30 protein-coding genes are annotated in these 25,935 nt (G+C 29.1%); 20 read left to right on the top strand and 10 right to left on the bottom strand.

The window, feature by feature from the left end; genetic code table 11:
• Positions 1 to 135: 135 nt before the first annotated feature.
• A complete protein-coding gene (locus MHN29_RS15140; RefSeq protein ID WP_235275387.1) occupies positions 136 to 1,140 on the top strand; it encodes a sensor histidine kinase in 1,005 nt (334 codons plus the stop codon).
• Positions 1,137 to 1,838, top strand: a complete 702-nt coding sequence (locus tag MHN29_RS15135) for a LytTR family DNA-binding domain-containing protein (protein ID WP_235275386.1) — start codon at positions 1,137 to 1,139, stop codon at positions 1,836 to 1,838. The genes MHN29_RS15140 and MHN29_RS15135 overlap by 4 nt, the downstream gene beginning before the upstream one ends.
• Positions 1,839 to 1,890: 52 nt before the next feature.
• Here MHN29_RS15135 and MHN29_RS15130 read toward each other — a convergent pair whose 3' ends face one another.
• Together MHN29_RS15130 and MHN29_RS15125 are read right to left on the bottom strand one after the other, a co-directional pair.
• Entirely contained in the window at positions 1,891 to 2,391 is a 501-nt protein-coding gene (locus tag MHN29_RS15130; RefSeq protein WP_235275385.1) for a hypothetical protein, read from the bottom strand.
• An 89-nt stretch (positions 2,392 to 2,480) separates the two neighbouring features.
• A complete protein-coding gene (locus MHN29_RS15125) occupies positions 2,481 to 3,365 on the bottom strand; it encodes an AraC family transcriptional regulator (RefSeq protein ID WP_235275384.1) in 885 nt (294 codons plus the stop codon).
• A gap of 544 nt (positions 3,366 to 3,909) precedes the next feature.
• Here MHN29_RS15125 and MHN29_RS15120 point away from each other — a divergent pair.
• From MHN29_RS15120 to MHN29_RS15045, 16 genes are all read left to right on the top strand, one after another.
• Positions 3,910 to 4,314 carry a MerC domain-containing protein gene (locus tag MHN29_RS15120; RefSeq protein ID WP_235275383.1) on the top strand — a complete coding sequence of 135 codons (405 nt, stop codon included), beginning with the start codon at positions 3,910 to 3,912 and terminating at the stop codon, positions 4,312 to 4,314.
• Positions 4,307 to 4,972, top strand: a complete 666-nt coding sequence (gene folE, locus MHN29_RS15115; RefSeq protein ID WP_235275382.1) for a GTP cyclohydrolase I FolE — start codon at positions 4,307 to 4,309, stop codon at positions 4,970 to 4,972. Before MHN29_RS15120 ends, folE begins: the two co-directional genes overlap by 8 nt.
• The gene (locus MHN29_RS15110) at positions 4,972 to 6,186 is read left to right on the top strand and encodes a GTP-binding protein (protein ID WP_235275381.1); all 1,215 of its coding nucleotides are present in this window, start codon (positions 4,972 to 4,974) and stop codon (positions 6,184 to 6,186) included. The genes folE and MHN29_RS15110 overlap by 1 nt, the downstream gene beginning before the upstream one ends.
• Before the next feature lie 26 nt (positions 6,187 to 6,212).
• Entirely contained in the window at positions 6,213 to 6,689 is a 477-nt protein-coding gene (locus MHN29_RS15105; protein WP_235275380.1) for a hypothetical protein, read from the top strand.
• Entirely contained in the window at positions 6,689 to 7,186 is a 498-nt protein-coding gene (locus MHN29_RS15100; RefSeq protein WP_235275379.1) for a hypothetical protein, read from the top strand. Before MHN29_RS15105 ends, MHN29_RS15100 begins: the two co-directional genes overlap by 1 nt.
• A 3-nt stretch (positions 7,187 to 7,189) precedes the next feature.
• A complete protein-coding gene (locus MHN29_RS15095) occupies positions 7,190 to 8,869 on the top strand; it encodes a PhoX family phosphatase (protein ID WP_235275378.1) in 1,680 nt (559 codons plus the stop codon).
• Between the two features lies 1 nt (position 8,870).
• The gene (locus MHN29_RS15090; protein WP_235275377.1) at positions 8,871 to 9,503 is read left to right on the top strand and encodes an ABC transporter ATP-binding protein; all 633 of its coding nucleotides are present in this window, start codon (positions 8,871 to 8,873) and stop codon (positions 9,501 to 9,503) included.
• Positions 9,500 to 10,690: an ABC transporter permease gene (locus MHN29_RS15085; RefSeq protein WP_235275376.1), complete on the top strand. Its 1,191-nt coding sequence runs from the start codon at positions 9,500 to 9,502 to the stop codon at positions 10,688 to 10,690. The genes MHN29_RS15090 and MHN29_RS15085 overlap by 4 nt, the downstream gene beginning before the upstream one ends.
• Positions 10,680 to 11,123, top strand: coding sequence for a hypothetical protein (locus MHN29_RS15080; RefSeq protein WP_235275375.1), 444 nt, complete (start codon positions 10,680 to 10,682; stop codon positions 11,121 to 11,123). The genes MHN29_RS15085 and MHN29_RS15080 overlap by 11 nt, the downstream gene beginning before the upstream one ends.
• Before the next feature lie 9 nt (positions 11,124 to 11,132).
• Positions 11,133 to 11,882: a 5'-nucleotidase C-terminal domain-containing protein gene (locus MHN29_RS15075; RefSeq protein ID WP_235275374.1), complete on the top strand. Its 750-nt coding sequence runs from the start codon at positions 11,133 to 11,135 to the stop codon at positions 11,880 to 11,882.
• Positions 11,882 to 12,793, top strand: coding sequence for a bifunctional UDP-sugar hydrolase/5'-nucleotidase (locus tag MHN29_RS15070; RefSeq protein WP_235275373.1), 912 nt, complete (start codon positions 11,882 to 11,884; stop codon positions 12,791 to 12,793). The genes MHN29_RS15075 and MHN29_RS15070 overlap by 1 nt, the downstream gene beginning before the upstream one ends.
• A gap of 218 nt (positions 12,794 to 13,011) precedes the next feature.
• Positions 13,012 to 13,839, top strand: a complete 828-nt coding sequence (locus MHN29_RS15065) for an SDR family oxidoreductase (protein ID WP_235275372.1) — start codon at positions 13,012 to 13,014, stop codon at positions 13,837 to 13,839.
• A 52-nt stretch (positions 13,840 to 13,891) separates the two neighbouring features.
• Entirely contained in the window at positions 13,892 to 14,788 is an 897-nt protein-coding gene (locus MHN29_RS15060) for an AraC family transcriptional regulator (protein ID WP_235275371.1), read from the top strand.
• Between the two features lie 146 nt (positions 14,789 to 14,934).
• Positions 14,935 to 15,984, top strand: coding sequence for an alpha/beta hydrolase (locus MHN29_RS15055; RefSeq protein ID WP_235275370.1), 1,050 nt, complete (start codon positions 14,935 to 14,937; stop codon positions 15,982 to 15,984).
• A gap of 86 nt (positions 15,985 to 16,070) precedes the next feature.
• On the top strand, positions 16,071 to 16,436 hold the full coding sequence (locus tag MHN29_RS15050) for a DUF2255 family protein (protein ID WP_235275369.1): 366 nt from the start codon (positions 16,071 to 16,073) through the stop codon (positions 16,434 to 16,436).
• A 45-nt stretch (positions 16,437 to 16,481) separates the two neighbouring features.
• Entirely contained in the window at positions 16,482 to 17,411 is a 930-nt protein-coding gene (locus MHN29_RS15045; protein ID WP_235275368.1) for an AraC family transcriptional regulator, read from the top strand.
• A 46-nt stretch (positions 17,412 to 17,457) separates the two neighbouring features.
• Here MHN29_RS15045 and MHN29_RS15040 read toward each other — a convergent pair whose 3' ends face one another.
• Positions 17,458 to 19,308: a S41 family peptidase gene (locus tag MHN29_RS15040; protein ID WP_235275367.1), complete on the bottom strand. Its 1,851-nt coding sequence runs from the start codon at positions 19,306 to 19,308 to the stop codon at positions 17,458 to 17,460.
• Positions 19,309 to 19,472: 164 nt separating this feature from the next.
• On the opposite strand from MHN29_RS15040, the gene MHN29_RS15035 reads away from it, so the two are divergent.
• Both MHN29_RS15035 and MHN29_RS15030 read left to right on the top strand, forming a co-directional pair.
• A complete protein-coding gene (locus MHN29_RS15035; RefSeq protein WP_235275366.1) occupies positions 19,473 to 20,477 on the top strand; it encodes a sensor histidine kinase in 1,005 nt (334 codons plus the stop codon).
• Positions 20,478 to 20,479: 2 nt separating this feature from the next.
• Positions 20,480 to 21,184 (top strand): LytTR family DNA-binding domain-containing protein, encoded by a 705-nt coding sequence (locus tag MHN29_RS15030; RefSeq protein WP_235275365.1) that lies wholly within the window; start codon positions 20,480 to 20,482, stop codon positions 21,182 to 21,184.
• A 72-nt stretch (positions 21,185 to 21,256) separates the two neighbouring features.
• On the opposite strand, the gene MHN29_RS15025 is transcribed toward MHN29_RS15030, so the two are convergent.
• The 7 genes from MHN29_RS15025 to MHN29_RS14995 all read right to left on the bottom strand — a co-directional run bounded on the left by MHN29_RS15025 (position 21,257) and on the right by MHN29_RS14995 (position 25,912).
• A complete protein-coding gene (locus tag MHN29_RS15025) occupies positions 21,257 to 22,285 on the bottom strand; it encodes an alpha/beta hydrolase (protein WP_235275364.1) in 1,029 nt (342 codons plus the stop codon).
• 9 nt (positions 22,286 to 22,294) lie between these two features.
• Positions 22,295 to 22,837 carry a nuclear transport factor 2 family protein gene (locus tag MHN29_RS15020; RefSeq protein ID WP_235275363.1) on the bottom strand — a complete coding sequence of 181 codons (543 nt, stop codon included), beginning with the start codon at positions 22,835 to 22,837 and terminating at the stop codon, positions 22,295 to 22,297.
• A 1-nt stretch (position 22,838) separates the two neighbouring features.
• Complete coding sequence (locus tag MHN29_RS15015; protein ID WP_235275362.1) at positions 22,839 to 23,366, bottom strand: nuclear transport factor 2 family protein; 528 nt, start codon at positions 23,364 to 23,366, stop codon at positions 22,839 to 22,841.
• 87 nt (positions 23,367 to 23,453) lie between these two features.
• Positions 23,454 to 24,362 carry an AraC family transcriptional regulator gene (locus MHN29_RS18380; RefSeq protein ID WP_235275361.1) on the bottom strand — a complete coding sequence of 303 codons (909 nt, stop codon included), beginning with the start codon at positions 24,360 to 24,362 and terminating at the stop codon, positions 23,454 to 23,456.
• A 62-nt stretch (positions 24,363 to 24,424) separates the two neighbouring features.
• Positions 24,425 to 24,883 (bottom strand): DUF1772 domain-containing protein, encoded by a 459-nt coding sequence (locus MHN29_RS15005; protein ID WP_235275360.1) that lies wholly within the window; start codon positions 24,881 to 24,883, stop codon positions 24,425 to 24,427.
• A gap of 2 nt (positions 24,884 to 24,885) precedes the next feature.
• Positions 24,886 to 25,416, bottom strand: coding sequence for a cytochrome b (locus tag MHN29_RS15000; RefSeq protein WP_235275359.1), 531 nt, complete (start codon positions 25,414 to 25,416; stop codon positions 24,886 to 24,888).
• A 61-nt stretch (positions 25,417 to 25,477) separates the two neighbouring features.
• The gene (locus MHN29_RS14995; RefSeq protein ID WP_235275358.1) at positions 25,478 to 25,912 is read right to left on the bottom strand and encodes a MarR family winged helix-turn-helix transcriptional regulator; all 435 of its coding nucleotides are present in this window, start codon (positions 25,910 to 25,912) and stop codon (positions 25,478 to 25,480) included.
• Positions 25,913 to 25,935 lie beyond the last annotated feature (23 nt).

Genomic DNA, 25,935 nt, shown 5'->3' with positions numbered 1-25,935 from the left:
GAATTTATTTTTACAGGATAAAGGGCAAGATTAAATGATAAAATCATTTCATCATTGATATATCGCTTTTGTAAAGAAATTATGAAACTTGTATTGATAGATAGTATCTTTATTTTTTTTTAATAGAAACTATTCATGAAAAAAAAGTCTTGGAAAAATATACTACTTATTAATATAGGTGCTTTTTTATTGGTGCTATTACTTGAAATAATGAGTGGATGGTTAACCAGAGATCAATTTGAATCTGATCTTTCTTTTTACTTATGGGAATTAGAATATACAATTATTATCATGACTTTGATATGGATAAATCATTTCATTCTTATTCCTTTTTTGTTAGATAAAAAACGATATTTCTTATTTATAACATTACTTATAGGGAGTATATTTTTGGTGTCTTACATAAAGACTTACGGAAAAGATTGGGCTATTGTCTCTAAAATTTTTTTCTTTTTTTTATATACCACAGGAACAGGAATGGCAGCTTTCTTTTTAAGAAGAAATATGATAGTTCAAAAAGAAAATGCGGAAAAAGAAAAATTACAAAAAGAAATGGAATTAAATTATTTGAAAGAACAAGTAAACCCCCATTTTTTATTCAATTCATTAAATAGTATTTATGCTCTTTCTAGACAACAATCTCTCGAAACCCCTGATGTTGTAATGCAACTCTCTGAATTGATGAGATATCAATTAGAAAGTGCTAAAAAAGATAGAGTACTATTAAAAGAAGAGCTTGAGTTTGTAGAAAATTATTTATTGTTAGAAGAAAAAAGATTAAGTAAACGTTGTACTATAGAGCTCTTAATTGGAGGCGACTTATCAGGTTTTGAATTAGCTCCAATGCTTTTAATACCTTTTGTTGAAAATGCTATTAAGCACGGCGCACAAGCTACAAATGAACCGAGTAATATTGATGTAACAGCTTCTATAAAAAATAGTGCATTTTATTTTACTGTTGTAAATTCTATCCCAACCATAGTAAAGGAGTCTAAGAGAAATGGAATTGGACTTGAAAATGTGAAGAGACGTCTAAATTTATTATATCCAAATGCTTATGTATTAGAAATAGAGCATAAAAAAAATGAATTTTGTACTAGTTTAACAATTAATTTACCTAAAAGAAAAAGAGATAAATGATTAAAATAGGAATCATAGATGACGAAATATTAGCACGCAAAGTTTTGGAAGAGTACTGTTCAAAAATTAACAATTTTGAACTGGTGTTAAGTACTGGAAATCCAATTGAATTTGTCAATTTCATACAGCAAAATACTGTAGATTTAATTTTTCTAGATATTGAAATGCCTGAATTAAATGGTATGGAAATTTTGCGTTCCTTGATTAATCCACCAAAGGTTATTTTAACAACAGCTTACTCAGAATACGCTTTAGAAAGTTATAATTATGGCGTAGTTGATTATTTATTGAAACCTATAAAATTAGCCCGTTTTTTAAAAGCGATTAATAAAGTTTCTTCATCAAAATTAATTGAACCTAAAAAAGAAAAAGAGAATGAAGAGTTACAAATCAAACACGATGGAATACCTCTTAATATATCATTCAAATCAATTCAATACATTCAGAGTTTTGGAAATTATTTAAAAATATTTACCGATGCAAGAATGTATCTTATCACAGAAACTTTAATTAACATTGCTACTCTAATACCAGACAATTTTCAGCGAACGCACAAGTCTTATATTGCCAATTTAGATAGAGTTTCTAAAGCAACGCGTACAGATTTAGTAATTGAAGATAAAAAGATACCTGTAAGTGCTACTTATAAGGTTATGGTTTTTGAAAAAATAAAACTTCTAGCAGAAAACAAGAGCTAAAACAATAAAAGCCTGTAATTTATATACAGACTTTTATAATTAATTTTCAAGATTAATTTTTCAATTTAAGTAGCGTAGATAGTTTATAGATTCCGTAAGCAGGTAAAACAAATCTAAACACATTTAAAATCCCCCATAGTTTTAGTTTGCCTGGAATTAACTCTGTAGGAACACTATTTTCATTAAAAACAGGAACATTAATTCCTGTGATAATATATACAGAAATAGCATAGGTTATTAAAAAAGCAATAAAGGCTATCCAAATAGCATTCTTTTCAACAGCATTTTTCATAAAACTAGATTTTTTCCTAATCAACATAATAAAACCAACAAGTACAGTAGTTGAAACAGGGAAATGAAAAACACCAGCATCTACAGCATGATGAAATTTTCTAAAACTATCAGCATTTACAACTGGATCACCTACAAGCCAATTAATAACATATGTTATTTGTTCAAAAAGTTCTACTGCACCTAATGCTGTTAATGAGATAAAAGTAAGCATTAACCAAAAAAAATCTTTTCTTGATTTTGTATTTGTTATTTCTGACATAATTTAATTTTAATAATCATTTGCAAATTTACAGTCGTAATACATGAATATTGGTATTAAAAACTAGGTAATGATTATTAAAAATTATGTTATTTATGGATTTTTCTATAAATAGACGGAGTCATTCCCGTATGTTTTTTAAAGAAGTTGCCAAAATTTGATGTATTTGAGTATCCTATGTTATATGCTATTTCATCTATAGTTTTTGTTGATTGCAGTAACATAGAACTGGCTTGAAGAATAACATATTCTGTAATAATCTGTTTAGCAGTTTTGCCAGTGGCTTTTTTAACGCATTCAGATAAATAAACACTACTGATATTTAGTTTATTGGCATAATGTTCTATAGGTTTTCTTTTATTAACCGTTTCTTTAATTTGGTTTTCAAATGCAAAAGCTACTTCATTATGTCGAGATGCAACAGTGTTTTGGATTTCACCATTAAAAAACGATTTTCGACCTTCGTAAAGTAAAATTGTTAAATATGATCGGATAATTTCAAGATTTTCAGAACTAAACTCTTGGAAGAGTTTATAAATTTTTTCCATTAAATGAAAAAAATCAGCAGTATTCTCTTTTAAAAAATAGACAGGTGAATAATTAACGTTAAAAAAAGGGAATTTTTGGATTAAATCAAATTCAGAAATACCCAAACGCAAAAAATTAGAACTAAAGACTAGCATATATCCCAAACCTAAATTTTCAATACTTTTTACATTAGTAGATAATGTTTGATGTGGAGCCATAAAAGTAATACTATCTTCCATTGCTGAAAAAGATACATTATCAACAATTACATCAACATTATGATTTTTAGTAATAACAATTTGAAAAAAATCACATTTACGAAAATCAGTTTTCATTGGAATTTCGTCTAAATGATCTTTAAACTTAAGAATGTGAAAGTTTTGATGTTTTTGGAACTTAGAAATATTCATTTCTTCCAATAACTCTTCAATAGTGCTAAATGTCATATTGATATAATTTGAAAACTAAGATACAAAACATAATTATTTATATTTATTTGGGTTTTAATAATTTAAAAATTATGTTTTTAGTGTAGTGCTTCAAGTAAACTGAGTTTATAAAGTTTATCAAAATAACAAAAAAAGAACCCTACAAGTAGAGTTCTTTCTTAGCAAAAATAAGTCCCCCGACCTATACAATTGCTAGGTAACCTATTGATTACCAGTTGCAATATAACTATAAAAATTCGTGTTTAAAAATTTTTCTTTACAAAAAATGCTAAAATTTGATATTACTTATTAGTTAAAAGAACAAAAAGTGTCGATGAAATATCAAAAAGCTTCGATTAATTAAAATTACACTTCTATTGCTGATTTAGAGACTGTTAACCATATTGATTAGTCTTTATCTGTTCATTTTATTCTTTTCTCCTATCCTGTTTTTATATCTATTAGATAAAATAACAAATCAACTTAACGCATCTTTGTTGCATTAAAATAAAAAAGATCTATATATTTGCAACTAAGTTGCGTTTAATTATAAAAACAAATAATGAAAATAACTTTAGCTAAACCAGATACTTTTGGTGCATTTGCAAGTGGTTTGTGCATGATACACTGTATTGCCACTCCTTTTTTATTTATAGTCCAAACTTGTGCAACTGGAGGTTGTGAAAATGCTCCTACGTGGTGGAAAAGTATAGATTATGTTTTCTTAGCTATTTCATTTTTGGCTATTTATCGTTCAGCAGAAACAACAACAAATAAGTATATAAAACCAGCTTTTTGGGTAACATGGGCTTTATTACTTGTTGTTATTCTTAATGAAAAATTAAACTGGATTTCTATTCCAGAATATGCTGTACATATACCAGCTAGTATATTGATAGTATTACATGTTTACAATTTAAAATACTGTCAGTGTAAATCAGATAAATACGTCGTTAATCATGAATAAAGAACAGATAGAAATTATTGGTGACAATCATTTTTCATCAAATGTTGAAACTCCTTTACGTCCAGATGCTTTTGAAAAATCAGATGATGAAAAGATAAAAGGAATTCAGTATCATTTTGGGAAAATAATGGAGGAATTAGGTCTTGATTTAACAGATGATAGTTTATCTGGTACTCCTTACAGATTTGCAAAGATGTATGTAAAAGAGCTTTTCTATGGTTTGAATCCAAAGAATAAGCCAAAGCTTTCAATTTTTGAAAATAAATATGGATATAAAAAAATGTTGGTTGAACAGAATATAACCATTGATTCTGCTTGTGAACATCATTTTTTACCTATTACAGGTCATGCACACATAGCTTATATGCCAAAAGATAAAGTTGTAGGCTTATCTAAAATTAATCGTTTGGTAGATTACTATGCACATAGACCTCAGGTTCAAGAAAGATTATCTCTCCAAATTCTTAAAGATTTACAAAATGCTTTAGATACTGAAGATGTAATTGTAATGATTGCCGCTAAACACCTATGTGTTTCATCAAGAGGTATTAAAGATAAGAACAGTTATACAACTACAATTGAATATAGTGGAGCATTTAAAGATGAAGGCTTAAGGAAAGAATTTCTAAATATTATCAATAATTCAAACATAGACTAATGAATAAAAAACTTCCTGTAACTGTACTTAGTGGTTTTTTGGGTGCTGGGAAAACAACTTTACTCAACCATATTTTGCATAACAAAGAGGGGCTAAAAGTAGCTGTTATTGTGAATGATATGAGTGAGGTAAATGTAGATGCTAACTTAGTTAAAAGTGAAAATACGTTGTCTCGTACAGAAGAAAAGCTTGTAGAAATGAGTAATGGCTGTATTTGCTGTACACTACGGGAAGATTTAATGATTGAAGTTGAACGATTGGCAAGAGAAGACAGATTTGATTATTTACTTATTGAAAGTACTGGTATTAGTGAGCCTATTCCAGTAGCTCAAACATTTTCTTTTGTAGATGAAGAAAAAGGTATCGACTTATCTAGTTTTAGTTATGTAGATACGATGGTTACTGTGGTAGACGCTTTTAATTTCTTTAAGGATTTTGGAAGCTCTGAAACTTTAATAGATAGGGATTTAACAGATATTGAAGGAGATTATCGTACTATAGTTAACTTACTAACTGATCAAGTTGAATTTGCTAATGTTATCATTTTAAACAAAATAGATTTAGTTAAAAAAGAAGATCTAGCACTTTTGCGAGCTACGATTCATAAACTAAATCCGTCAGCAAAGATTATTGAATCAGCATTTAGTAAAATTAATTCTAAAGAAATACTTCATACGGGTCTATTCAACTTTGAAGAAGCTGAGCAAAGTGCAGGATGGATAGAAGAGTTAAACAAAGAAAATCATACTCCAGAAACTGAAGAATACGGTATTAATTCATTTGTTTATAGAAGCAAAAAACCGTTCGACCCTATTCGCTTTTGGAACTATGTAGCGCAAGAGTTTCCTCATACAATCATACGTAGTAAAGGTTTATTTTGGATTGCTTCACGTCCAGAACAAGCACTTATTTGGGGACAAGCAGGTGGCTCTTTAAGAGCAGACAGTGCAGGTGTTTGGTGGGCAAGTATGCCTTTTGAAAAGCGTTCGCAACATGCTTCATTTTTAAATAACCAAAGAACTATTGAAAGTGAATGGGATATCACTTTTGGTGATCGAAAAAATGAGATTGTTTTCATCGGTCAAAATATGAATGAAGCAGAGATAACATCCAAATTGGATGCATGTTTAGCAACAAACAAAGAATTATCAACTCACGAATGGGCAATTGGTTATGAAGATAATTGGCCTGTACAGAGAACTTATGCAAATTAAAATATTAAACTTCAAATTATATTAAAATGATAACAAAAGAACAAGTATTAGATGTACAAACCAAATGGGGAAATGGAGTAGTTAAAATAGGTTCATTGAAAGATAAAAGGTCTGAATGTGAGAACTATGCAAAAGAGTTTTTAGATGAGCGTTATGCTTTTAAAACTGCTGCTGTTTTATTCAAACCAACAAAATGTGAGATAGAACAATTTAGACCAACAAAAGCAGAAGCTTTGTCATATTTTATTGCAGGTGAAGATAGAGCTTGTAAGGAAGATAAAGGTTTTGCTATTCAACCATGGACTAAAGTTAGATTTGAAAATGCAGGATTTATTTTTGAAGACAATCGTGCCATTGCTATGGGGAACTATTTCTTTACAGATTTAGAAGGAAATGAAGCTAAAGTAGAATACACATTTGGTTATCAGTTAGTCGATGGAGAATTAAAAATAGACTTACACCATTCATCATTCCCTTATACAAATCCAGATAATGTAGCCTAATGAATAAAGTTCTTTTTCTTTTATGTCCAACAGATTGTTTAGAAACAGTTGTTAATGATACTTTTAAGTATCAAAACTATTTTTATACATCACTAGGAAATTCTTTTTCACCAAACCATAAAACTTTAGACAGTTTAAAAGAATTAATCATAAAAAATCATATAAAGAACATTTGTTTTGTCCTTTCTAATGATAATAAAATCATTTTAGATGCATTAGGAGGACAATCTTTTTCAAATATAAGTGGTTTACATACATTTTATAATAAAATAACCAAAGAGAAAAGGCATTCAGAATTAGTTTGGTTGGGTGACCATAGACAAGATGCTATTTTTTCATATTTCCTTAATAATAAGATAAAAGAGTTACAGCTTAGTTTGGGTAATTTTTCCAGACAATCAGTAAAAATAAGTGGTAAAGTATATAACAGGTATGAAAATAATTTTAAGAGTATTTATTCAAATTTGACCTGTTTAAAAAAGCATTCTCTGAATTAAAGCATGGAATACAATCGAAGAAAATTTATATCCTTTTTAGGAAAAGCTAGCTTGGGAGTTTTAACAATACCTCCTTTTATAACTAGTTGTGGGAATACAACAACTCCCCTATCTAAGCAAAAAATATCTGAAGAGTTTTTAAGGAAGTTAAAAGAGATAACCTTAAAAGACTTAGCTCCTTCTGATAAAGATGATTTGTTACTTACAGATGAATTAAATTATCAAGTACTTATAAAATGGGGCGACAAGATCAACGATAAAGATACTTTTGGGTTTAATAACGATTTTACCTGTTTCATTCCATTAGATGAAAATAACCCCAAAGATGGTTTACTGTGGGTAAATCATGAGTATATAAATCCGATGTTTGTTTCAGGTTTTAATTACTGGGATTATGAAAATCCAGAAGAACATAGAACCATTGAACAAGTAAATAAAGAAATGTACAATGTTGGTGGTAGTATTGTTAGAATAAGAGAAAATAAAGGAGTATGGGAAATTGTAAAAAATGATCCATTAAACAGACGTATTACAGCACAAACACCCATAGAACTAAATTGGGACAGTCCTATAAAAGGAAAAACAAAGGTTATAGGAACAAATAGTAATTGTTCTGGTGGAATTACACCTTGGAAGACTTTCATTACTTGTGAAGAAAATTATGACGGTTTTTGGGGTGAAACAGTTTATGATGAAAACAATCAACCAACACATCAATCTAGCGATTATGGATGGGAAAAATTTTACAAATATCCTCCAGAACATTATGGATGGGTAGTTGAAGTTGATCCTTTAAAAGGAACAGCACAAAAACACATTGCTTTAGGAAGGTTTGCACATGAATGTTGTACTCTTTATGAGTTAGAAGACAAACGTGTAGTTGCTTATACAGGAGATGATAGAAACAGTGAACATTTATATAAATTTATATCATCTAAACCTCACTCTCTTAAAGAAGGAACTCTGTATGTTGCCGATACAGTTAATGGTAAATGGTTAGCTTTAGATTGGGAAAATCAACCTGTTTTAAAAAATAAGTTTAAAAACCAAACAGAGGTACTTATAAGAGCAAGAGAAGCTTCAAAACTTTTAGGAGCTACTGAATTAAATAGACCTGAAGACATTGAAATAGATCCCATAACAGGAAATATTTTTGTTACGCTCACAAATAACAAAGAGAAAAACGACTATCACGGTTCAATTCTTAAAATTGAAGAAACTAAAGGTGAATTTGATGCGCTAACATTTAAAGCTTCTACTTATTTAGCTGGAGGCGAAGAAAATGGATTCTCTTGTCCAGATAATTTAGCCTTTGATTTATCAGGGAATTTATGGATGACATCAGATATGTCTGGTAGTTCAATGAATAGAGAGGATAAACCTTATATGCCTTTTAAAAATAACAGCCTTTTTGTAATACCTAGATATGGAAAAGAAGCTGGGAAGATAATCAGAGTAGCCTCAGCTCCAAAAGATGCAGAGCTTACTGGACCTTGGTTTTCTCCAGATGGAGAGACTTTGTTTTTAAGTGTTCAACATCCAGGAGAACAAACAAAAGATATTAAAAACCCAACAAGTACATGGCCCTTTGATGCCGATAATATACCTAAATCAGCAGTAGTAGCAATTAAAGGAAATTTGATTGCAAAAATGAACAACCTAAATAAAATAGAAGAGTTATAAGATGATTCAAACTGAAAATCTTGTTTTTCAATATAAAGATCTGGGGTCTTTATTAAGTTTTCCCAATATCTCAGTAACTGAGAATGAGAGCTTGCTTATTCTTGGTAAATCTGGGATAGGGAAAACTACACTTCTTCATTTATTGGCAGGTTTGCTAAAACCATCAAAAGGAAAAGTAATAGTAGAAAATATAGATATAAGTTTACTTTCTAATAGCGAATTAGATGAATTTAGAGGGAAACATATTGGATTGGTTTTTCAAAAAAAATATACTATTCAATCATTAAGTGTTTTAAAAAATTTACAAACACGTCTTTTTTTTAGTAAGAAAAAAGTCGACAATAACAAGATTAACGAGTTATTAGAAGAACTAGGAATTAACCATTGTATAAACAGCAAAGTAAAAGAACTTAGTGAGGGACAATTACAGAGGCTAAATATTGCAATGGCTGTAGTTCATAATCCAAAGATCATTTTAGCGGATGAGCCAACATCTAGTTTAGATGATGAAAATTGTAAGATAGTTATTGAATTACTTAAAAAACAAGCTAAAGAACACAAAGCAAAATTAATTGTAATCACTCACGATCAAAGGATTAAACCATTCTTTCAAAATAAAATCACTTTAGAATGAATATTTGGAAGATTAGCATAGAAAATATAAAGTCTAAACCACTGTATACTATTCTAAGTGTTTTCTCATTAGCGCTTAGTATAGTGCTTCTTTTAGGTACTCAGCAATTAAAATCATCTTTTGAATTTCAGAGAAAGAATAATTTAGGAAAAATTGATTTGGTTATCGGAGCTAAAGGGAGTCCTCTACAGTTGGTTTTAGCATCTGTTTTACATGTTGATAACCCTACTGGGAATATTCTTTTTAGAGAAGTTAAACAAATTACTAATAGTCCTTTAATCAAAAAAGCTGTGCCTATCTCCTACGGAGATAATTATAAAGGTTACAGAATTGTGGGAACTACGAATGAGTTTACGACCTTATACAATGCAGGCTTAGCAAAGGGAGCTCAAATAAAAAACACTTTTGAAGTAATTTTAGGTGCTACAGTAGCTGAAAAATTAGATTTAGATATTGGAGATACTTTTTTAAGCTCACATGGTTTAATAGAAAATGATATAGAATCACATGATGAAAAATATACTATTGTAGGAGTTTTAGAACAAACAGATAAAGTAATTGATAGATTATTACTAACAAGTTTAGAAAGTATTTGGGATGCACATGACCATGGTAATGAACATCATGAACATGAAGAAATAGAAGAGGATAAAGAAATCACTTCGTTATTAGTTTCATTTAAGAATCCTACTGCGTTTTTAACATTTCCTAGAAAAATAAATAAGCAAACAAATTTGCAAGCAGCATTACCTGTATATGAATTAGATAGATTATATGAGTATACAGGAATTGGTTTAAAAACCATTACATGGATAGCCTATTTAATTTTAATATTATCTGGTATTACAATCTTTATAAGTTTATATAAAATAATAAAAGAACGAGCATTTGATTTAGCTCTTTTTAGATCTTTTGGAGCCACTATATATCAACTAATAAAAATAGTTGCTTATGAAGGCTTTATAATTCTATTACTAGCCTTTGTATTGGCTTTAATTATTTTAAAAATAGGTTTAGAGTATGTTTTTAAATCAATTTTTCATCAAGATATTATTAAAGAATTATCATTTCAAGAAATATCCAATATCGGTTTATTGGTGTTTTTATTCATAATTATGGCAATTACCTTAGCTATCTACCCTATTGTGAAAATGAATATTTCAACCATTTTAAGTAATGAAAAATAAAGTTTTATTCATATTGTTTCTAAGTGTAACTAGTTTCTGCTTTAGTCAGCAGAAGGTTACGTGGGATGATTTATCTAAAGTAAAGTTTAGAGATAAATACTTTCCAGAACACGATGAAACTTTTTTACATCCAACATTTTCAGAATCGGTTAAAAGCTTAAATGGTAAATCGATAGCTATTACTGGATACTTTCTAAATGTAGATCCAAAAGGAAGGATTTTTGTTTTATCTAAAGGACCTATGTCTTCTTGTTTTTTTTGTGGAGTTGGAGGTCCAGAAACAGCCATAGAATTACATGTAGTAGGAAAACGTAATTTTAGAACAGATGCTACGGTTAAAGCAAAAGGAATTTTAAAATTAAATAGTAACGATGTTGAACATTTTAATTATATTCTCACAGAATGTAGAATAGAATTATATAATAAAAAGTAAAGAAATTTTATGATGAGAACACTTCGTTTACTCCTTTTATTACTGGTTCTAGTTTCTTGTAAGAGAGAATCTAAGAGTCTTAATAAAATAACAGCCAAAAATATAGCTGTAACTACTACAATTGCATCTTCAGAAAAAATAGATAGTGTAATTGCTCCATATAAGGAGAAGTTAACAGCAGAAATGCAAGAGGTACTTACCTATGCACCTAAAGATTTTCTTAAAAATAATGAAGGGATGCAAACTTCCATAGGGAATTTGATGGCCGATTTATGTTATAGAATGGCCAATCCTATTTATAAAAAGAAAACAAATGAGTCTATCGATTTTGTAATGCTTAATAATGGAGGAATTAGAGCAACAATTCCACAAGGAAAAGTAACTGTAGAACGTGCTTTTAAACTAATGCCTTTTGAAAATGAACTTGTAGCGGTAACTCTTACAGGTGAGAAAATTACAGAATTAGTAGATTATTTTATTAAAAATAAAACAGCGCATCCTTTTTGTAGAAATGTAAATTTAAAATTAACTAATAACGATTACTTGCTTAAAATCAGAGGAAAAGATTTTGATAAAAACAAATCATATACAGTACTTACATCAGATTTTTTACAAAGCGGAGGAGATAAAATGACCTTTTTCAAGAATCCTGAAAAGTTAACGAAGTTAGATTGCAAAATGAGAGATGTGATTATAGACTATTTTAAAAAGGTTGACACTTTACAAGCTTCAATTGATAACCGTGTAATTATAGAATAATGAAAAGAAGAGATTTTATAAAGCAAGTTGGAAGTGCATCTGTTTTAGCAGCTAGTGGATTAACATTACCATCATTTGTAGGTAAGCAACAACGTCATATAACCATTTTGCATACCAATGATACACATAGTCATATTGAGCCTTTTAATGCAAATCATAATAGATATGCTAATAAAGGAGGGGTATCTAGAAGAGCAACTTTAATAGAACAAGTAAGGAGAGAAAACCCAAATACACTTTTATTAGATGCAGGAGATATTTTTCAAGGTACTCCCTATTTCAATTTCTTTGGAGGAGCACTTGAATTTAAGCTAATGAGCATGTTAAAATACGATGTAGCAACTTTAGGAAATCATGATTTTGACAATTCAATTGATGGTTTATACAAACAACTTCCTAATGCTAAATTCGATTTTGTATCTGCAAATTACGATTTCAAAAACACAGTATTAGACACACATGTAAAACCTTATAAGATTATTGTAAAGGATGGAATCAAAATAGGGGTTTTTGGCTTAGGGGTTGAACTCGATGGCTTAGTAAATAAAAAGATGTATAAAGAAACTCGTTATTTAGATCCTATAACAGTAACTCAAGATATAACCGCAGAGTTGAAAAATGAGAAGAAATGTGATTTAATCATCTGTTTATCACATTTAGGGTACTATTATAAAAATAATCCAGAGAAAATTTCCGATTTAAATTTAGCTAAAGTCACAAAGGATATTGATTTAATAATTGGTGGCCATACACATACTTTTTTACCTAAACCTACTATTGTAAAAAATATTGAAGGCAAAAATATGTTGGTAAATCAAGTTGGAGCTTATGGAGTAAATCTTGGTCGAATTGATTTTTATTTTGATGAATCAAAAAATAAATCGTCATCAGGAACAACAATTTTGGTTTAAGAAATAATCTAAAAATAAAGTTTGCTATTAATTATAGTAAGTTAAATGGGGGCTACAGTGGGAACTTAATATTGTTTTAAGTTTCCACTTGCCAATTTATACCCTTTTTGTTTTAATACTTTAAAGTAAAAAAGTATACAACTCATGTAAAAAAGTATACGTTTTAGTTCTTTGTTGTTCAGAATTTTGTTTTAAGATTTAATATTAATTTTTAAACAATGAATTCAACAAATAAAACAGTATTAATAACAGGAAGTTCAACAGGAATAGGTAAATCAGCAGTAAAGATTTTTCAATCAAAAGGATGGAATGTGATTGCGACTATGAGAACTCCAGAAAAAGAAACTGAGTTAAATAAACTTGATAATGTATTAGTTACGGAGTTAGATGTTACTAAACAAAATACTATTGATTTGGCTATAGAAAAAGGTTTAACAACCTTTGGTAAAATAGACGTTTTAATTAACAATGCTGGTTTTGGTATGATGGGAATTGCTGAAGCTTCAGACGAGGCTTTAATGCAACGTATTTTTGATGTAAATGTATTTGGAGTAATTAGAACAACCAAAGCTATTTTACCTCATATGCGCGCCAATAAAAATGGACTTATTCTTAATGTTTCATCCATTGTAGGTTTATTTACATTACCGTATCAAGGTTTATATCATGCAACAAAACACGCTGTGGAAGGTTTTACGGGCTCTATTCAATATGAATTAAAATCATTAGGGATTGATGTGAAATTGGTTGAACCAGGAGGTGTCAATACAGAGTTTATCAATAATATATCGTTAACTGGTAATAAGGAAATTAGCGATTATAAAGAGGGATTAGAAAAATATATGGCAGCAGTTCAAGAATATATGGGACATCTTAGTACTTCTGATAGTATTGCTGAAATCGTATACAATGCGGTAACTGACAATAAAGAACAATTAAGGTATTTAGCAGGTCCAGATGCAGAACAATTCATGGCAGCACGTAAATCGATGGATGATAAAGGATTTTTCGAAATGGTATCAAATCAATTTGGATTATTAAATTAAGAATAAAAGTTTTTACTTATCTTTTGTCAAAAGCATTTTAAGGTGAAGAGTTATGTTACATTTTAAAAGTTTTTCAAGCTATTTGGAATATATAAATGCTCCTAAATCAGAGCATCCATTATTGAGTGTAGTTTCAATAAATGAAAGTTTTATAAAGTCATTGCGAAAGAGCTCCCCTCCTATGATGAATAATTGTTATTCCATTTCATTTAAGAGAGTAATTTCAGGAAGTTTAAACTATGGGCGTACAAAATATGATTTTTCTAATGGTGCTATGGTTTTTATGGCTCCAAGGCAAATAATGCAATGGGATGAAACCACTGAAATGGAGCAAAATGGGTTTATAATTACTTTTCATGAAGATTTTATAAGAGGTACAGAATTATCAAAAAAAATCAATGATTATGGATATTTTTCATATTCAACAAATGAAGCTTTACATGTATCTCCCAAAGAAGAGAAGTTAATACAGTCGATTTTTGAAACTATTGAAACTGAGTACCACAATAATCATGATGAGTTTAGCAAGGATATTATTGTTTCTCAACTAGAGACATTGTTGAAATACTCAGATAGGTTTTATAAACGTCAGTTTTTAAATAGAAAAGAAGTTTCAAGTATTTTATTAGATAAATTTAAAGTTGAACTGAGATGTTTTTATAATGAAAATCAGTTAAGTGGTATTCCAAATATTGAAGATATAGCTTTAAGGTTGAATGTTTCGCAACGTTATTTAAGTGATACCTTGAAAACAGAAACAGGAAAAAGTGCAAAAGAACATATAACTCTTTTTATTGTTGAAAAAGCGAAAGACAAACTTATAGGAACTTCTGAAAGTATTAGTCAAATAGCATATGATTTAGGATTTGAATATCCTCAACATTTTAGTAAATTATTTAAAAAACAAACAGGAAAGTCGCCCAAAGAATATAGACATACTCTTAACTAGAGAATTAATAGAATTGTAGAAAATTCACTTTTTTAAGTGGATTTTTTTATTTACACCAAAAAGTATAACTCTCATACCAAAATGTTTAAGTTTCAAGCTTGGATGCCCATTTAAATTTGCACTGTAATCATTAAACATTATAAAAAATGAAACAAGTTTTAATATTAGCAAGTGTAGTAATACTAACTATAAGTTGTAAAAAAGAACAAAAAACAACGGTTTCAGAACAAATAACAACTAAAAAAGAGAATACAATGAAAAATTTAAAAGCAGGAAAAAACAGTGTAACATTTACATCATTTGGAGTAGAATTAGCAGGCGATTTATACTTGCCTGAAGGTTTTGATCCAAACAAAAAATACAAGGCCATTGTAAGTGCTAGTCCATTTCCACAAGTTAAAGGACAGGTTATGGCAACCTATGGACCAGAAATGGCAAAAAGAGGCTTTGTTTTCTTAGGCTTTGATTATTTAGGAATGGGAGATTCTCCAGCATTACCAGGAGAGCATAAAAAATCTAGATATATGTTTAGATTAATAGAAAATACATGGGATGCGGTTTCTTATTTAGGAACATTACCTTTTGTAGAAGAGATTGAAGGATTAGGAGTTTGTCAAGGTGGTTCTATCATTGCATCGGCAGCAGTTACCGACCATAGAATTAAGAAAATTGCAATGGTTTCTGGTATGATGGCAGCAGATGGTTTTCAATGGGCCGATAAAAATGCTGCTAATCAAATGATTGCTGCAGCTAATGCATCAAAGCAGAAAATGTATGAAACTGGAGAAGCAGATATTGTAGTTCCTTTTGGGCTTACTGATGATATGTCAAGAGAAGAAGCTATGGAGGCCGCAGCATATCCAGAAATGGCTGCTGAATCCTATGATTATTACGGAAGAGATGGTTTTAGAGGACCTAAAGCTATTAAAACCTTTTCAAATTTACATATTGGCGACCAAGCAATGCAGTCATTAATTTCTATTGGAGAAGCATATGCAGATAAAATTGTGCAACCTACTTTAGTTGTATATGGTAAAAATGCAATGACTGCCCCTTGTTCAACACAATTTATTGACAAATTAACAAATGAACACGAGGTTATGGCTTTAGAAGAATTTGGACATGTAGATTTCTACTACAAGCCAGAAGCAGTAAAGGTATCAACAGATGCAGTAGCAGAATTCTTCAATAAATAATAATTTCCTTATACATTTTTATAAGATAAGAGCCTTTTGATTTATCTAATGATAATAACAAAAGGTTCTTTTTAAAATGACTTTATATGACAATTCAAGAATTAGAAAAATTAATACAAAGTAAAAAAGTACATCAAATTAGATGCGGAGACCATCGTTTTATCGACATTACCATTGTTGCTACTGAAGGACGCTTTTTTGTCCGTCAGTATAAATTTGGAAAAAGAAGTTGGTACGATGCTTTTTTAGTTAATTCTAAGGGAGCCATGAAAATTGGAGGTCTAGAAGTAGAAATTAATGGTGTAATCCCTCATGATTTAGATGAAGTAAATCCTAAAGTAAATAAAGCGTATAGAAAATTATTAGGTCTCTTATATCCAGCAATGCGATTAACCTACAATACTAAAAAGCATGAAGCTTCTACTTTAGAATTGATTCCAATACTTGATTAAGAGTATCAAAATTAAATAGTAAATTTATAACACAAAATAACAATAATGCCAGTATTTAGCTTCAATAATATATCAGAAATGCATAAATATTATGATTTTCCAGAGCCAGAAAATCCATTGTTTAGCATACTGCATTCAGATTTAAAAGAGAATGAAAAAGCAAGTTGCGAAACCTATGCTTTTAATGAACCAGTGATACTTTCATGCGATTTTTATAGCATTAGTTTTAAAAACATTATTTCTGGTGAATTGTCTTATGGACGTACCAAATATGATTGTACCAATGGAACTATGTTATTTACAGCTCCCAACCAAACTTTAACCTTTAATGATATGGTTTTTAGTTCGGAAAGCTATCATATTTCTTTTCATAAAGATTATATCAGGAACTTGGACATTTATGAAAGTATTAAAAAATATAATTTCTTTAATTATAATGTAAATGAAGCACTTCATTTATCGCCTAAAGAAGAACAGATTATAAAAGATATTTTTAAAAATATTAAAACTGAATATCATAATAACCAAGATGAGTTTAGTAAAGAAATCATCATTTCTCAGTTAGATACTTTATTAAAGTATGCCGATCGATTTTATAAACGACAATTTTTGAACAGAACGGATGAGAATAAAATTCTAATTACAAGATTTAAGGAAATTCTAAATAGTTATTTTGAACAAAATTTATTAACAGAGGAAGGTATTCCTACAGTAAATTGGATGGCTGCTCAGTTAAATGTAAGTCACCGTTACATGAGTGATACTATCAAAGCAGAAACAGGGAAAACTGCTGTAGATCAAATTAACTTATTTTTAGTTGAAGAAGCAAAAAGCATGTTGTTAAATCCAAATTTATCCATATCAGAAACGGCATATAAACTTGGTTTTGAGTATCCACAGTATTTTACAAGAGTATTTAAAAAGAAAGTAGGAATGAGTCCTAAAGAGTATATTAAAAATCATTCATTGAATTAAAAGGCGGATAGTTTTTTACCCGCCTTTTTTAAATAAGACTTCTCTCCTATTTATTAATTAAAGTAACTAATTCCCCTAACTGTGTGTCTTTACCTGTAAAAATTTGAGTTGCATCAACAGGAATATAAATATCAGGTTCAGTTCCATTGCCATCTAGTGTTTTTCCGTTTCTTTGAAAAGATAGCATGGTAGATACTTTTACTCTTATTTTAGAATTGTTTAAATACACTTTTCTTGAATTTCCACTAGAGCCATCGGTAGTAACTCCAACAATTTTTACGTTTGGTAACCCTTTAAAAGCTGTAGTTAATACGGTAGCAGCGCTAAAACTGTTTTCATTCACAAGAATATATACTGGCTTTTGATATGGAGTTTTTCCACTTCGTAAAACCATATAAAAAGGATTACTAAATTTAGATTTATCAAATTGTTGAGTAGTTTTATAAGTTTTATTGAAAGTATTTATTGCTGCTTTATCTGACTCTGAAAACTCATTTGAATTATAGCTATTTAAATAACGACTACTCATTGAACTTTCATCAGTGGTTAATTTTTTATTAGTACGTAAATACGCGACATTGGCTATCCAAGGAGATTGTGCTGGTTGTACTATATATTTCGCAAAAGTTTGTAAAATAACTCTTCTTCCACCTGGATTATCTCGTACATCAATAATTAGAGCTTTGGTATTTGAAAATTCCTTCATAGTATTTTCTAAAAAGTCTTCATATCCTTCAATTCTTTTATAATTAAACATTCTTGGAATTTTAATGTAACCAATATTGTCAGTTAACAGCTTCTTTGTATCATTAAAACGTCCTGCTTGAATGTTCATCATAGAAATAAAACTATGAACGCTTAAATTTGAGACATATCCCTTTTTATCTAATGTTAATTCAACAGTTTCCCTTTTAGTTTTTTTACTGTTTGAAAACTCTACTTCTACTGTTTTAGAACAGTTTTTGTTGTTTTTAAATAAAAGTGCACCTAGCTTTTGAATAGCATTGGCTCCTCGTGTAAGTTTTGCTTCTTTAGGAGCTTTTTTATTTCTATAATTATAGTCATTCATTAAGGTTTCTATAGCAATACCATCAATACTTTTAATGTAAGGATATTCATTATTGTAGTAACTATATTCTTTTTTATTATTAAGTTTTTGTTGAACAGCAATAACTTTTCCGTTTAAAATTGTAATACCAAAAGGCAACCTTAAATTATACGTATTATGTGCTTTTCTATTAAAAGCTTCATTTTTTATAGATGAGTGCCTATCTCCTATTTCAGCCATTATTTTACCTATTTCATGCGTCAGTTTATCAATACTTATAGTTTCTTTATTACTACTTAATATAGTTGCAGCTAGTTTTTTTATAGCAGTATTGTAATCGTAGTTAGAAAGTTGAGCATAGGATGATTTATTATTAAGAATATCACTAAACTGTTTTAAATCATCAATGGCTTGCATTTTACTTACCTCTTTCAGTGCTTTTTTAACAGGTTTAGAGTTTTTTTGAGCTCTATTGTAGAGTAAACATTTTTTTCTGTTTTCAGCAGTAAACACTCCAGTATATTCCTTAGAAATACCTTTTTTAGATAAAGTTAGTTGTACTTTTTGATTCGGTGTATAATTTAACCCTTGTAAAACTTCTACAAGGTCTTCTGAAAAACGTTTTTTCCATTTATGTCCAAATTCCTTTTTGCAAAAGTTTAATATCTTATCTCTAGTAAAATTGTCTAGTTTTTCAAAAGAATACCATTCATTTTCAAATTGTACAATTGGTTGATTATTTTCCCATTTAACAGCCGTAAAAGGGGACGCTTTTTCTAGTGTAAGTTTTTGTCCAAAAGTACTAAGGGAGCATAAAGCAATTATAATCCCTATAATTTTTGCCTTCATTTTATATGTTTTTATAATTAAAATCTATTCAAACATATTTCTATTCTTACCTCAAGAAAAATGAAATCGACAAACGTAAACTCTGGATAGATAACCTTACTAAGAGCATCGATTTAACTGAAATGCATTTTAATATCTTTACAAAAGAGTTTTAAGGTTTAGCTATGTTTCAATTGTCAGATAAACAAATACAAGTTTTTAAAGTAACTTTTCATATAATTTTTATCAGCATTATTATGGTAATGTTATTAGATAAAACAATGTCGTTATTACCAGATTATTGGTTGCTTTTTTTAACATGCGATGCTGTAGAATATTTTGTGTTTACTATCCTTGCTTATTTACTTTATTATTATGTGTTAAAGCACCATAAGTTTTGGCTTAAAACAAGTTTTATTATACTATTTATAAGCATAATTGCAGTATTGGCCGCAACAAAATCATATAGAATTCATGATGAGATATTAAATAATAGAACTTTTGATTTTTTTACAGAATTCATAGGAAAAACCTTTTTATTCTATGCTTTAATACAAATAGTGAATCGACTAGATTTTTTTAATAAGTATGAAAAATTAAAAAATGAACTAGAATTGGCTAAAGGTCAACTATTAAGAAATCAATTACACCCTCATTTCTTATTTAATGCTTTTAATTCATTGTATAGTATGTCTTTAAGTAACAATCCGAAAACTTCAGATACTATTTTAAAACTATCAGGAATGATGCGTTATTTAACCGACGATTCGGTTCATAAACAAGTAAAATTAGAACATGAATTGAAATTTATTAACGAATATATTGCTATTGAGAAAATACGCTTTGGAGAGCAAGCTAATATAAGTTTACAAATAGAAGGAACTCCTCAAGGAATAAGCATAGAACCTTTACTATTAATTACTTTGGTAGAAAATGCTTTTAAGCATGGGTTTTATACAAATGATTCAAGTTCATTTGTAAATATAACTATAGATGTAGACGATAAATCATTGCTATTTAAAGTGAAAAACAGTATTCAAGATCAGCAACACTTTAATCAAAATTTAAGACAAGGAAAAGGATTAGAAAACTTAAAAAATAGATTACAATTATCTTACCCAAAGAAGCATGAATTATTACTAGAAAGTGAAAACAATGTATATTTAGCACAACTTAAAATTAACTTTTAAGCATGAAAAAGTATAAAGTTATTATTATTGATGATGAATCTTTGGCTATCGATGTTTTGGTTCATTATTTAAAAAGATTTCCTGAGTTTGAAATTGCTAAAACTTTTATAAACTCAGTAGAAGCCTTTAAATACTTGAATGAAAATAGAATAGATTTAGTTTTTACGGATATCGCTATGCCTCAAATATCAGGTATAGAAATGGTGAAACTGAGCCAGAATAAAACACAATTTGTGATGGTTACCTCCTACTCTGAATATGCGATAGAAAGTTTTGAATTGAATGTGATTGATTATCTCTTAAAACCGTTATCGTTTGAACGGTTTACTAAGACAATAGAACGATTCAAATTCAATACACAGGAAGTAAACACAAAAGAAAACGATCAAGAAAAGTCTTTTTTTATTAAAGAAGGAGATGAATTTGTAAAAGTATTTGTACAAGATATAGACTATATCGAAGGAATGAAAGATTATGCAAAAATTGTATGTGGTAAAAATTATTATTTAGCTTTAAAAACACTAAAATCAATAGAAGAAAAGTTAAGTAGTTCAGACTTTATTAGAGTACATAAATCTTTTATAATTCCACTAAAAAAGATATCTCAATACAATAGTAAGTGTGTGTTGATCAATTCTCATGAAATACCAGTTGGTAATAGCTATAGAAACCAATTAAAAGAGTATTTAGAGAATAATAAGTTGTAATTATTTTATATAAATAAAGTGAGAACTTAATAATAGATATTAAATTCTCACAGACATATAAACTAAGGGGAATTAAAGTTTATTCTTAAAAAAAGCGCTTGTTTTTTCTACAGCTAAAGACACTTCTTTTTCTTGATCGTAAAACATGAACTGGTGCATTGGTGATTGAATTTCAGTATCAACCCAAAACAGTTCTTTATCTTCTGAGCTAATTTCTTCAAAATACTTTTTAGTGTAATCTGGTAATACAGAACCATCACTATGTAACATAAAAACAGGTTTGTTTAAATTTTTTGCTGATGGAAATGGATCTAAGGTTAACCAATCTTCCCAAGTTGCAACTGCAAACTTATCAGCACTCCATTGTGGAATTGCTCCTCTATCTGGATTTAAATAATAATCAAATTCACCAAACATAGCAGCTGTATCATCAGTAGTTGAAATCGTTTTGATGTAAGTAAACTCACCTGTTTCAGCAAATTTCTTTTTTGCCTCTTGAGCTGCTTTAATACGTTTTTGTACGCCCTCTTCTCCACCGTAAAATAATTTTACAGCTTCTCCATCATGTAACCATGAAGCTACGGTTGCCACAGCTTTAATATCGTTGTCTTCTGAAGCAGCTATTAAAGTATACATTGATCCCGCACATACTCCAAAAGCACCAATTGCATCTCCTTTTACTTCAGGTCTGGTTTTTAAGTAAGCAACTGCATTTTCAATATCCTGAATTTTCATTGTTGGATTTTCCCAAGCTCTAGGTTCTCCTTCACTTTCTCCATAATTTCTAAAATCGAATGATAAGGTAATAAAACCTTGTTCAGCCAAACGTTTAGCATATAAACCTCCCATTTGCTCTTTTACAGTAGTCCAGCTTCCAGAACATACAATAGCTGGATATTGTTTTCCTATTTGAAAATTAGGTGGATAATAAATATTTCCAACTAAATTTAATCCTTCACTTTTAAAATTTACTTTTTTCATTTCTACCTGTTTTTTTATTGCTATTTTGTTTGTTGAAGTTTTTACTTCTTCTGTTTTTTTCTCTGTTTTACAGCTCCATAAGCATAAAACACTTAGTAAGCTTAAAATGTATGTTTTCATTTGTTAGTTTTATTTAATGTTTTCTAGTAATCCAAAGCCACGAGCTGCAACAATTGGATTAAAAATTTCTACATATTCAGTTATTTTACCCTCAGTATTAAATTTAAATGTGGAATAATAATTATTGGTATACACTCCAGCATTGTTCTTTAATTTGATATTCCCTGAATATTTTACAAAAACCATTGTAGGGTCTTCCATTGCATATATTTCTTCGATAGGAAAAGTCATACCGTCAAAATTTGGAAATACAGGAGTCCAATAGGTTCTAATTCCATCTTTTCCTGAAGTACCTTCTGGAAAAATACCTGAATGATATGGGTTTATATGCTTTGCATCGTCAGCAAATAAATCAACCAGTTTATCAATATTTTCATCTTCTAAAGCCTTAAAAAAAGCTTTTACAGATGTTTTATTTTTAGTTGCTATATCCATAATCTTAGTTTGTTGTTCTTTTAACTTATGTAATTCGATTTCTAATTTTTTTATTTTTTCAGAATTGCTACATGATGTAAAAACCCCGATTAATAATAGTATTAATAATCTTTTCATCTTAGTTAGATTTAGCATTATCAATAGCTTTTTGTATTAGTATATTATTTCCATCTTGGTACTTGTAGTTGAACTTCATAGAAGTAATTTCCCAGTTATTTTCAATGTTTTTAAGGATAAAATCATAACTACCAACAACAGTCCATATATTTCCATTATCATCTTTTAAATAATGTGTTGCGGTACCATAACAAAAAGAATGTGCCTTATTTCCATCTATTTTTGTAATAAAATTTCCAATTTGATGATGTGTGTATTCAAATCCTGGTAATACTGTTTTCCAACCAGTTGTAATTTCATTAGGTGTGATTTCTGAGGCTGGATTACCAGTCATAGATGAATAATCAAGAGTTACTTTAGAAGCAAACAATTCTTCTACTTCTTTCCAGTTTTTATTATCTGTATTTACAAATAAGTTACTTATAGTCTGTTGAATTTTGTTAGTATCATTCATAATATTTGTTTGTTTTTCAGTGTTTTGGCATCCAATGAAGAAAACCATTGTAATTAAAATTATTGCTGCTCTCATACCTCTTTGTTTTTGATAGTACAAAGATGCGACAGGCTTTTTCTGAAAAGTTTATGAAATCAAACTAAGAAGTATAAAAATCAAAGATTAGTGATTTTTTCTATAGGAATTTGGTGTTTGTGAGGTATTTTTTTTGAAAAAACTATTGAAATTGTTAGGAGCATCAAAATGTAATGAATAAGCTATTTCTTTAACGCTCATTTGAGTTTGTAGCAATCGTGATTTTGCCAAACGTAAAATATGATTTTGTATGTGTTTCTTTGCGGTATGCCCTGTAATTTGTTTTACTGTAGCATTTAAATGATTTGGGTGTACGGCAAGTTTCTCAGCATAAAAACTTGGAGAATGTGCTTTTTTATTAGTTATGCTGCTTTCGTAGAAATTAGTTTCTATTAATGTTTGAAAACGTGATAAGAGATTTACATCCGCTTTTCTAAATTCTTCCAAAGCTTCTTCTTTATTTACTTGTGCATTGAAAAAACGCTTTACATAATTAAGTAATACTAATAACTGAGCTTCCATTATTAATAAAGAATCATCCTTTAAATTTTGCAGCTCTTCATGTATTGTTTCATAAATAGCCAGTAATTTAGATACCTCTTTAGGTTGTACTTCAAAAGGTATTGACTTATCTATTTTTAGAAAAGGAAACTCTTTTAAAAGCTGTTGCAAATGCTTAGATTGTGTAATAAATTCTTTTGAAAACATTAAATAATAGCCTTCCCAATCTGGAAGTATATCCCAAGAGATTAGTTGAAAAGGTGAATTGAAAAAAACGGTAGCTCCTTTAGGGAAATTAGTATGATGTCCAGAAATGGCCTTCCCAGTTCCTTCTACTTTTATAGCAATGGCATAAAATTCGTGTTTAAAAGATTCCATTTTAGAAACAACTGTAGGCATATTCTCTTCAAAGCTCCTAATATCAAAATAAGGATGCTTTGAAGGTGGAATATTAATTGCCTTACAATAATCTTGTATGTTTTTAAAATGCTTCACAAATCAAATCTACATTTTCTTTTTCAAAAAAGCATTGTTTATCTTCATTGCTACATTACCTTCTATTTTTGAAAGGATTTAAATATAGCTAGTACTGAGGTAATTAAAGCTCCAAGAGCAAAAAATGTTCTTTGCCAATGATATTTTAACCAGTTATTAAGTTCTGGACCTACCTTGTTTATTGCTATTGCTTGTTCTTCAAAAGATGTATTAGTCGGTAAGAAATATAGTGGAAAATACAAAACATTTATAAGTGTTAGTATTACAGTTAAAGTCCATAACATTTTATTTTCTTTATTGAGTACTAAAGCTAGGATTGCCAAAATAAGTACTCCAGGTCCAAGAGGAATCATAAAACTTCCTATATTACCACTATAAACAGAAAACCAGTTTAAAAATGTTTGTGGTTCTGATGCTTTCCAAAATGGAACTAGTATAAAGGCTATAAATAACATAGCTGCTATAAATGCTGTATTGAGTATTACGGTAGATAACTGTACAATTTTGTTTGTTGTTTTCATGTTTATGATATTCTTTTTAAAGTATTTTCTCTAGTTAATATATAGTGTTTAACAACACCAATTACATGCATTAATAATAGAATCATCATTATGGTAGCCAATAGTCCGTGAGCTTTTAATGGTTTTAAGTCATTTGTTTTTATTATATCAAAAGTACCTGCTAGTAAGGCATTTGAATAACCTCCAATAAACATTGTAGTAATTCCAGATATCGAAATTCCCATTAATAAAAAGTAAAAGGCGTTATGTATCCATTCTGCCAATTTATCGTTCCATTTTGAACCAGTTTTCAAGCTTTCTGGTCTTTTCGAAGTAAAGAATAAATAGCTTCTTATTAGCGTAAGTATGAACACAATTATTCCTAATATAACATGTAATTTTATCATTAATATTTTTTCAGATACTGGAATCCCTTCCATAAATTTTCCTAGAGGAAATAAGGTTAATATGAGTATTGATGTAAACCAATGTATAACAATTGTTGACTTGCTATACTTACTGTCTAAATCGTTTATAATATTTGTTTTGTCCATAATATGTTAGATTTTGTTTTGTTGTAACAATATTTGTCATGACAAATATATGTAAAAAAAATTATTTCATAAGATTTTTAAGAATAACGTTAGAAGTTCTATTGAAATCATCTACTTGCTTATTTGTTAAACCATTAGTGGCTTTTTTAAGTACTTCAATAGCCAAAGGTTCAATTTGATTGCGTATATTTTTACCCTCTTTAGTAATTGAAATTTTCCAAGCTCTTCTATCATTAGGGTCAGCTAATCTTTCAATTAATCCTTTTTTTTCAAGTTTATCAACAATTCTAGTAATGTTAGCATTATCTTTAAAAGTAATCTTTGCAACTTCTTTTTGAGTAAGTGCTGAATTTTCATTCAAACGATTAAGAATTGCCCATTGTTCTGTAGTTAAATCGATTTTTTTAGACTTAATAGCACTATTTAGTTCTCTTTTTAATAAAAGAGCTGTCATATTAATTAAATATCCTGCAGAGTTGTCTAAAAACGATTTCATTTATTTGTTGTGTTATTAGTTAA

This window comes from Tenacibaculum sp. Cn5-46 (genome assembly GCF_022347705.1).
Lineage (GTDB): Bacteria > Bacteroidota > Bacteroidia > Flavobacteriales > Flavobacteriaceae > Polaribacter > Polaribacter aiptasiae.
This window is presented reverse-complemented; position numbering and strand designations above follow the sequence as displayed.

What these genes read in the sequence shown, in the direction of transcription:
- MHN29_RS15015 (WP_235275362.1), bottom strand. Translation starts at nt 23,366, where the DNA reads ATGAGAGCAGCAATAATTTTAATTACAATGGTTTTCTTCATTGGATGC.
- MHN29_RS15005 (WP_235275360.1), bottom strand. Translation starts at nt 24,883, where the DNA reads ATGAAAACAACAAACAAAATTGTACAGTTATCTACCGTAATACTCAAT.
- MHN29_RS15105 (WP_235275380.1), top strand. Translation starts at nt 6,213, where the DNA reads ATGATAACAAAAGAACAAGTATTAGATGTACAAACCAAATGGGGAAAT.
- MHN29_RS15055 (WP_235275370.1), top strand. Translation starts at nt 14,935, where the DNA reads ATGAAACAAGTTTTAATATTAGCAAGTGTAGTAATACTAACTATAAGT.
- folE (WP_235275382.1), top strand. Translation starts at nt 4,307, where the DNA reads ATGAATAAAGAACAGATAGAAATTATTGGTGACAATCATTTTTCATCA.
- MHN29_RS15100 (WP_235275379.1), top strand. Translation starts at nt 6,689, where the DNA reads ATGAATAAAGTTCTTTTTCTTTTATGTCCAACAGATTGTTTAGAAACA.
- MHN29_RS15000 (WP_235275359.1), bottom strand. Translation starts at nt 25,416, where the DNA reads ATGGACAAAACAAATATTATAAACGATTTAGACAGTAAGTATAGCAAG.
- MHN29_RS15045 (WP_235275368.1), top strand. Translation starts at nt 16,482, where the DNA reads ATGCCAGTATTTAGCTTCAATAATATATCAGAAATGCATAAATATTAT.
- MHN29_RS15070 (WP_235275373.1), top strand. Translation starts at nt 11,882, where the DNA reads ATGAAAAGAAGAGATTTTATAAAGCAAGTTGGAAGTGCATCTGTTTTA.
- MHN29_RS15025 (WP_235275364.1), bottom strand. Translation starts at nt 22,285, where the DNA reads ATGAAAACATACATTTTAAGCTTACTAAGTGTTTTATGCTTATGGAGC.
- MHN29_RS15020 (WP_235275363.1), bottom strand. Translation starts at nt 22,837, where the DNA reads ATGAAAAGATTATTAATACTATTATTAATCGGGGTTTTTACATCATGT.
- MHN29_RS15065 (WP_235275372.1), top strand. Translation starts at nt 13,012, where the DNA reads ATGAATTCAACAAATAAAACAGTATTAATAACAGGAAGTTCAACAGGA.
- MHN29_RS14995 (WP_235275358.1), bottom strand. Translation starts at nt 25,912, where the DNA reads ATGAAATCGTTTTTAGACAACTCTGCAGGATATTTAATTAATATGACA.
- MHN29_RS15050 (WP_235275369.1), top strand. Translation starts at nt 16,071, where the DNA reads ATGACAATTCAAGAATTAGAAAAATTAATACAAAGTAAAAAAGTACAT.
- MHN29_RS15090 (WP_235275377.1), top strand. Translation starts at nt 8,871, where the DNA reads ATGATTCAAACTGAAAATCTTGTTTTTCAATATAAAGATCTGGGGTCT.
- MHN29_RS15085 (WP_235275376.1), top strand. Translation starts at nt 9,500, where the DNA reads ATGAATATTTGGAAGATTAGCATAGAAAATATAAAGTCTAAACCACTG.
- MHN29_RS15135 (WP_235275386.1), top strand. Translation starts at nt 1,137, where the DNA reads ATGATTAAAATAGGAATCATAGATGACGAAATATTAGCACGCAAAGTT.
- MHN29_RS15125 (WP_235275384.1), bottom strand. Translation starts at nt 3,365, where the DNA reads ATGACATTTAGCACTATTGAAGAGTTATTGGAAGAAATGAATATTTCT.
- MHN29_RS15035 (WP_235275366.1), top strand. Translation starts at nt 19,473, where the DNA reads ATGTTTCAATTGTCAGATAAACAAATACAAGTTTTTAAAGTAACTTTT.
- MHN29_RS15040 (WP_235275367.1), bottom strand. Translation starts at nt 19,308, where the DNA reads ATGAAGGCAAAAATTATAGGGATTATAATTGCTTTATGCTCCCTTAGT.
- MHN29_RS15130 (WP_235275385.1), bottom strand. Translation starts at nt 2,391, where the DNA reads ATGTCAGAAATAACAAATACAAAATCAAGAAAAGATTTTTTTTGGTTA.
- MHN29_RS15120 (WP_235275383.1), top strand. Translation starts at nt 3,910, where the DNA reads ATGAAAATAACTTTAGCTAAACCAGATACTTTTGGTGCATTTGCAAGT.
- MHN29_RS15080 (WP_235275375.1), top strand. Translation starts at nt 10,680, where the DNA reads ATGAAAAATAAAGTTTTATTCATATTGTTTCTAAGTGTAACTAGTTTC.
- MHN29_RS15140 (WP_235275387.1), top strand. Translation starts at nt 136, where the DNA reads ATGAAAAAAAAGTCTTGGAAAAATATACTACTTATTAATATAGGTGCT.
- MHN29_RS15030 (WP_235275365.1), top strand. Translation starts at nt 20,480, where the DNA reads ATGAAAAAGTATAAAGTTATTATTATTGATGATGAATCTTTGGCTATC.
- MHN29_RS15110 (WP_235275381.1), top strand. Translation starts at nt 4,972, where the DNA reads ATGAATAAAAAACTTCCTGTAACTGTACTTAGTGGTTTTTTGGGTGCT.
- MHN29_RS15095 (WP_235275378.1), top strand. Translation starts at nt 7,190, where the DNA reads ATGGAATACAATCGAAGAAAATTTATATCCTTTTTAGGAAAAGCTAGC.
- MHN29_RS15075 (WP_235275374.1), top strand. Translation starts at nt 11,133, where the DNA reads ATGATGAGAACACTTCGTTTACTCCTTTTATTACTGGTTCTAGTTTCT.
- MHN29_RS15060 (WP_235275371.1), top strand. Translation starts at nt 13,892, where the DNA reads ATGTTACATTTTAAAAGTTTTTCAAGCTATTTGGAATATATAAATGCT.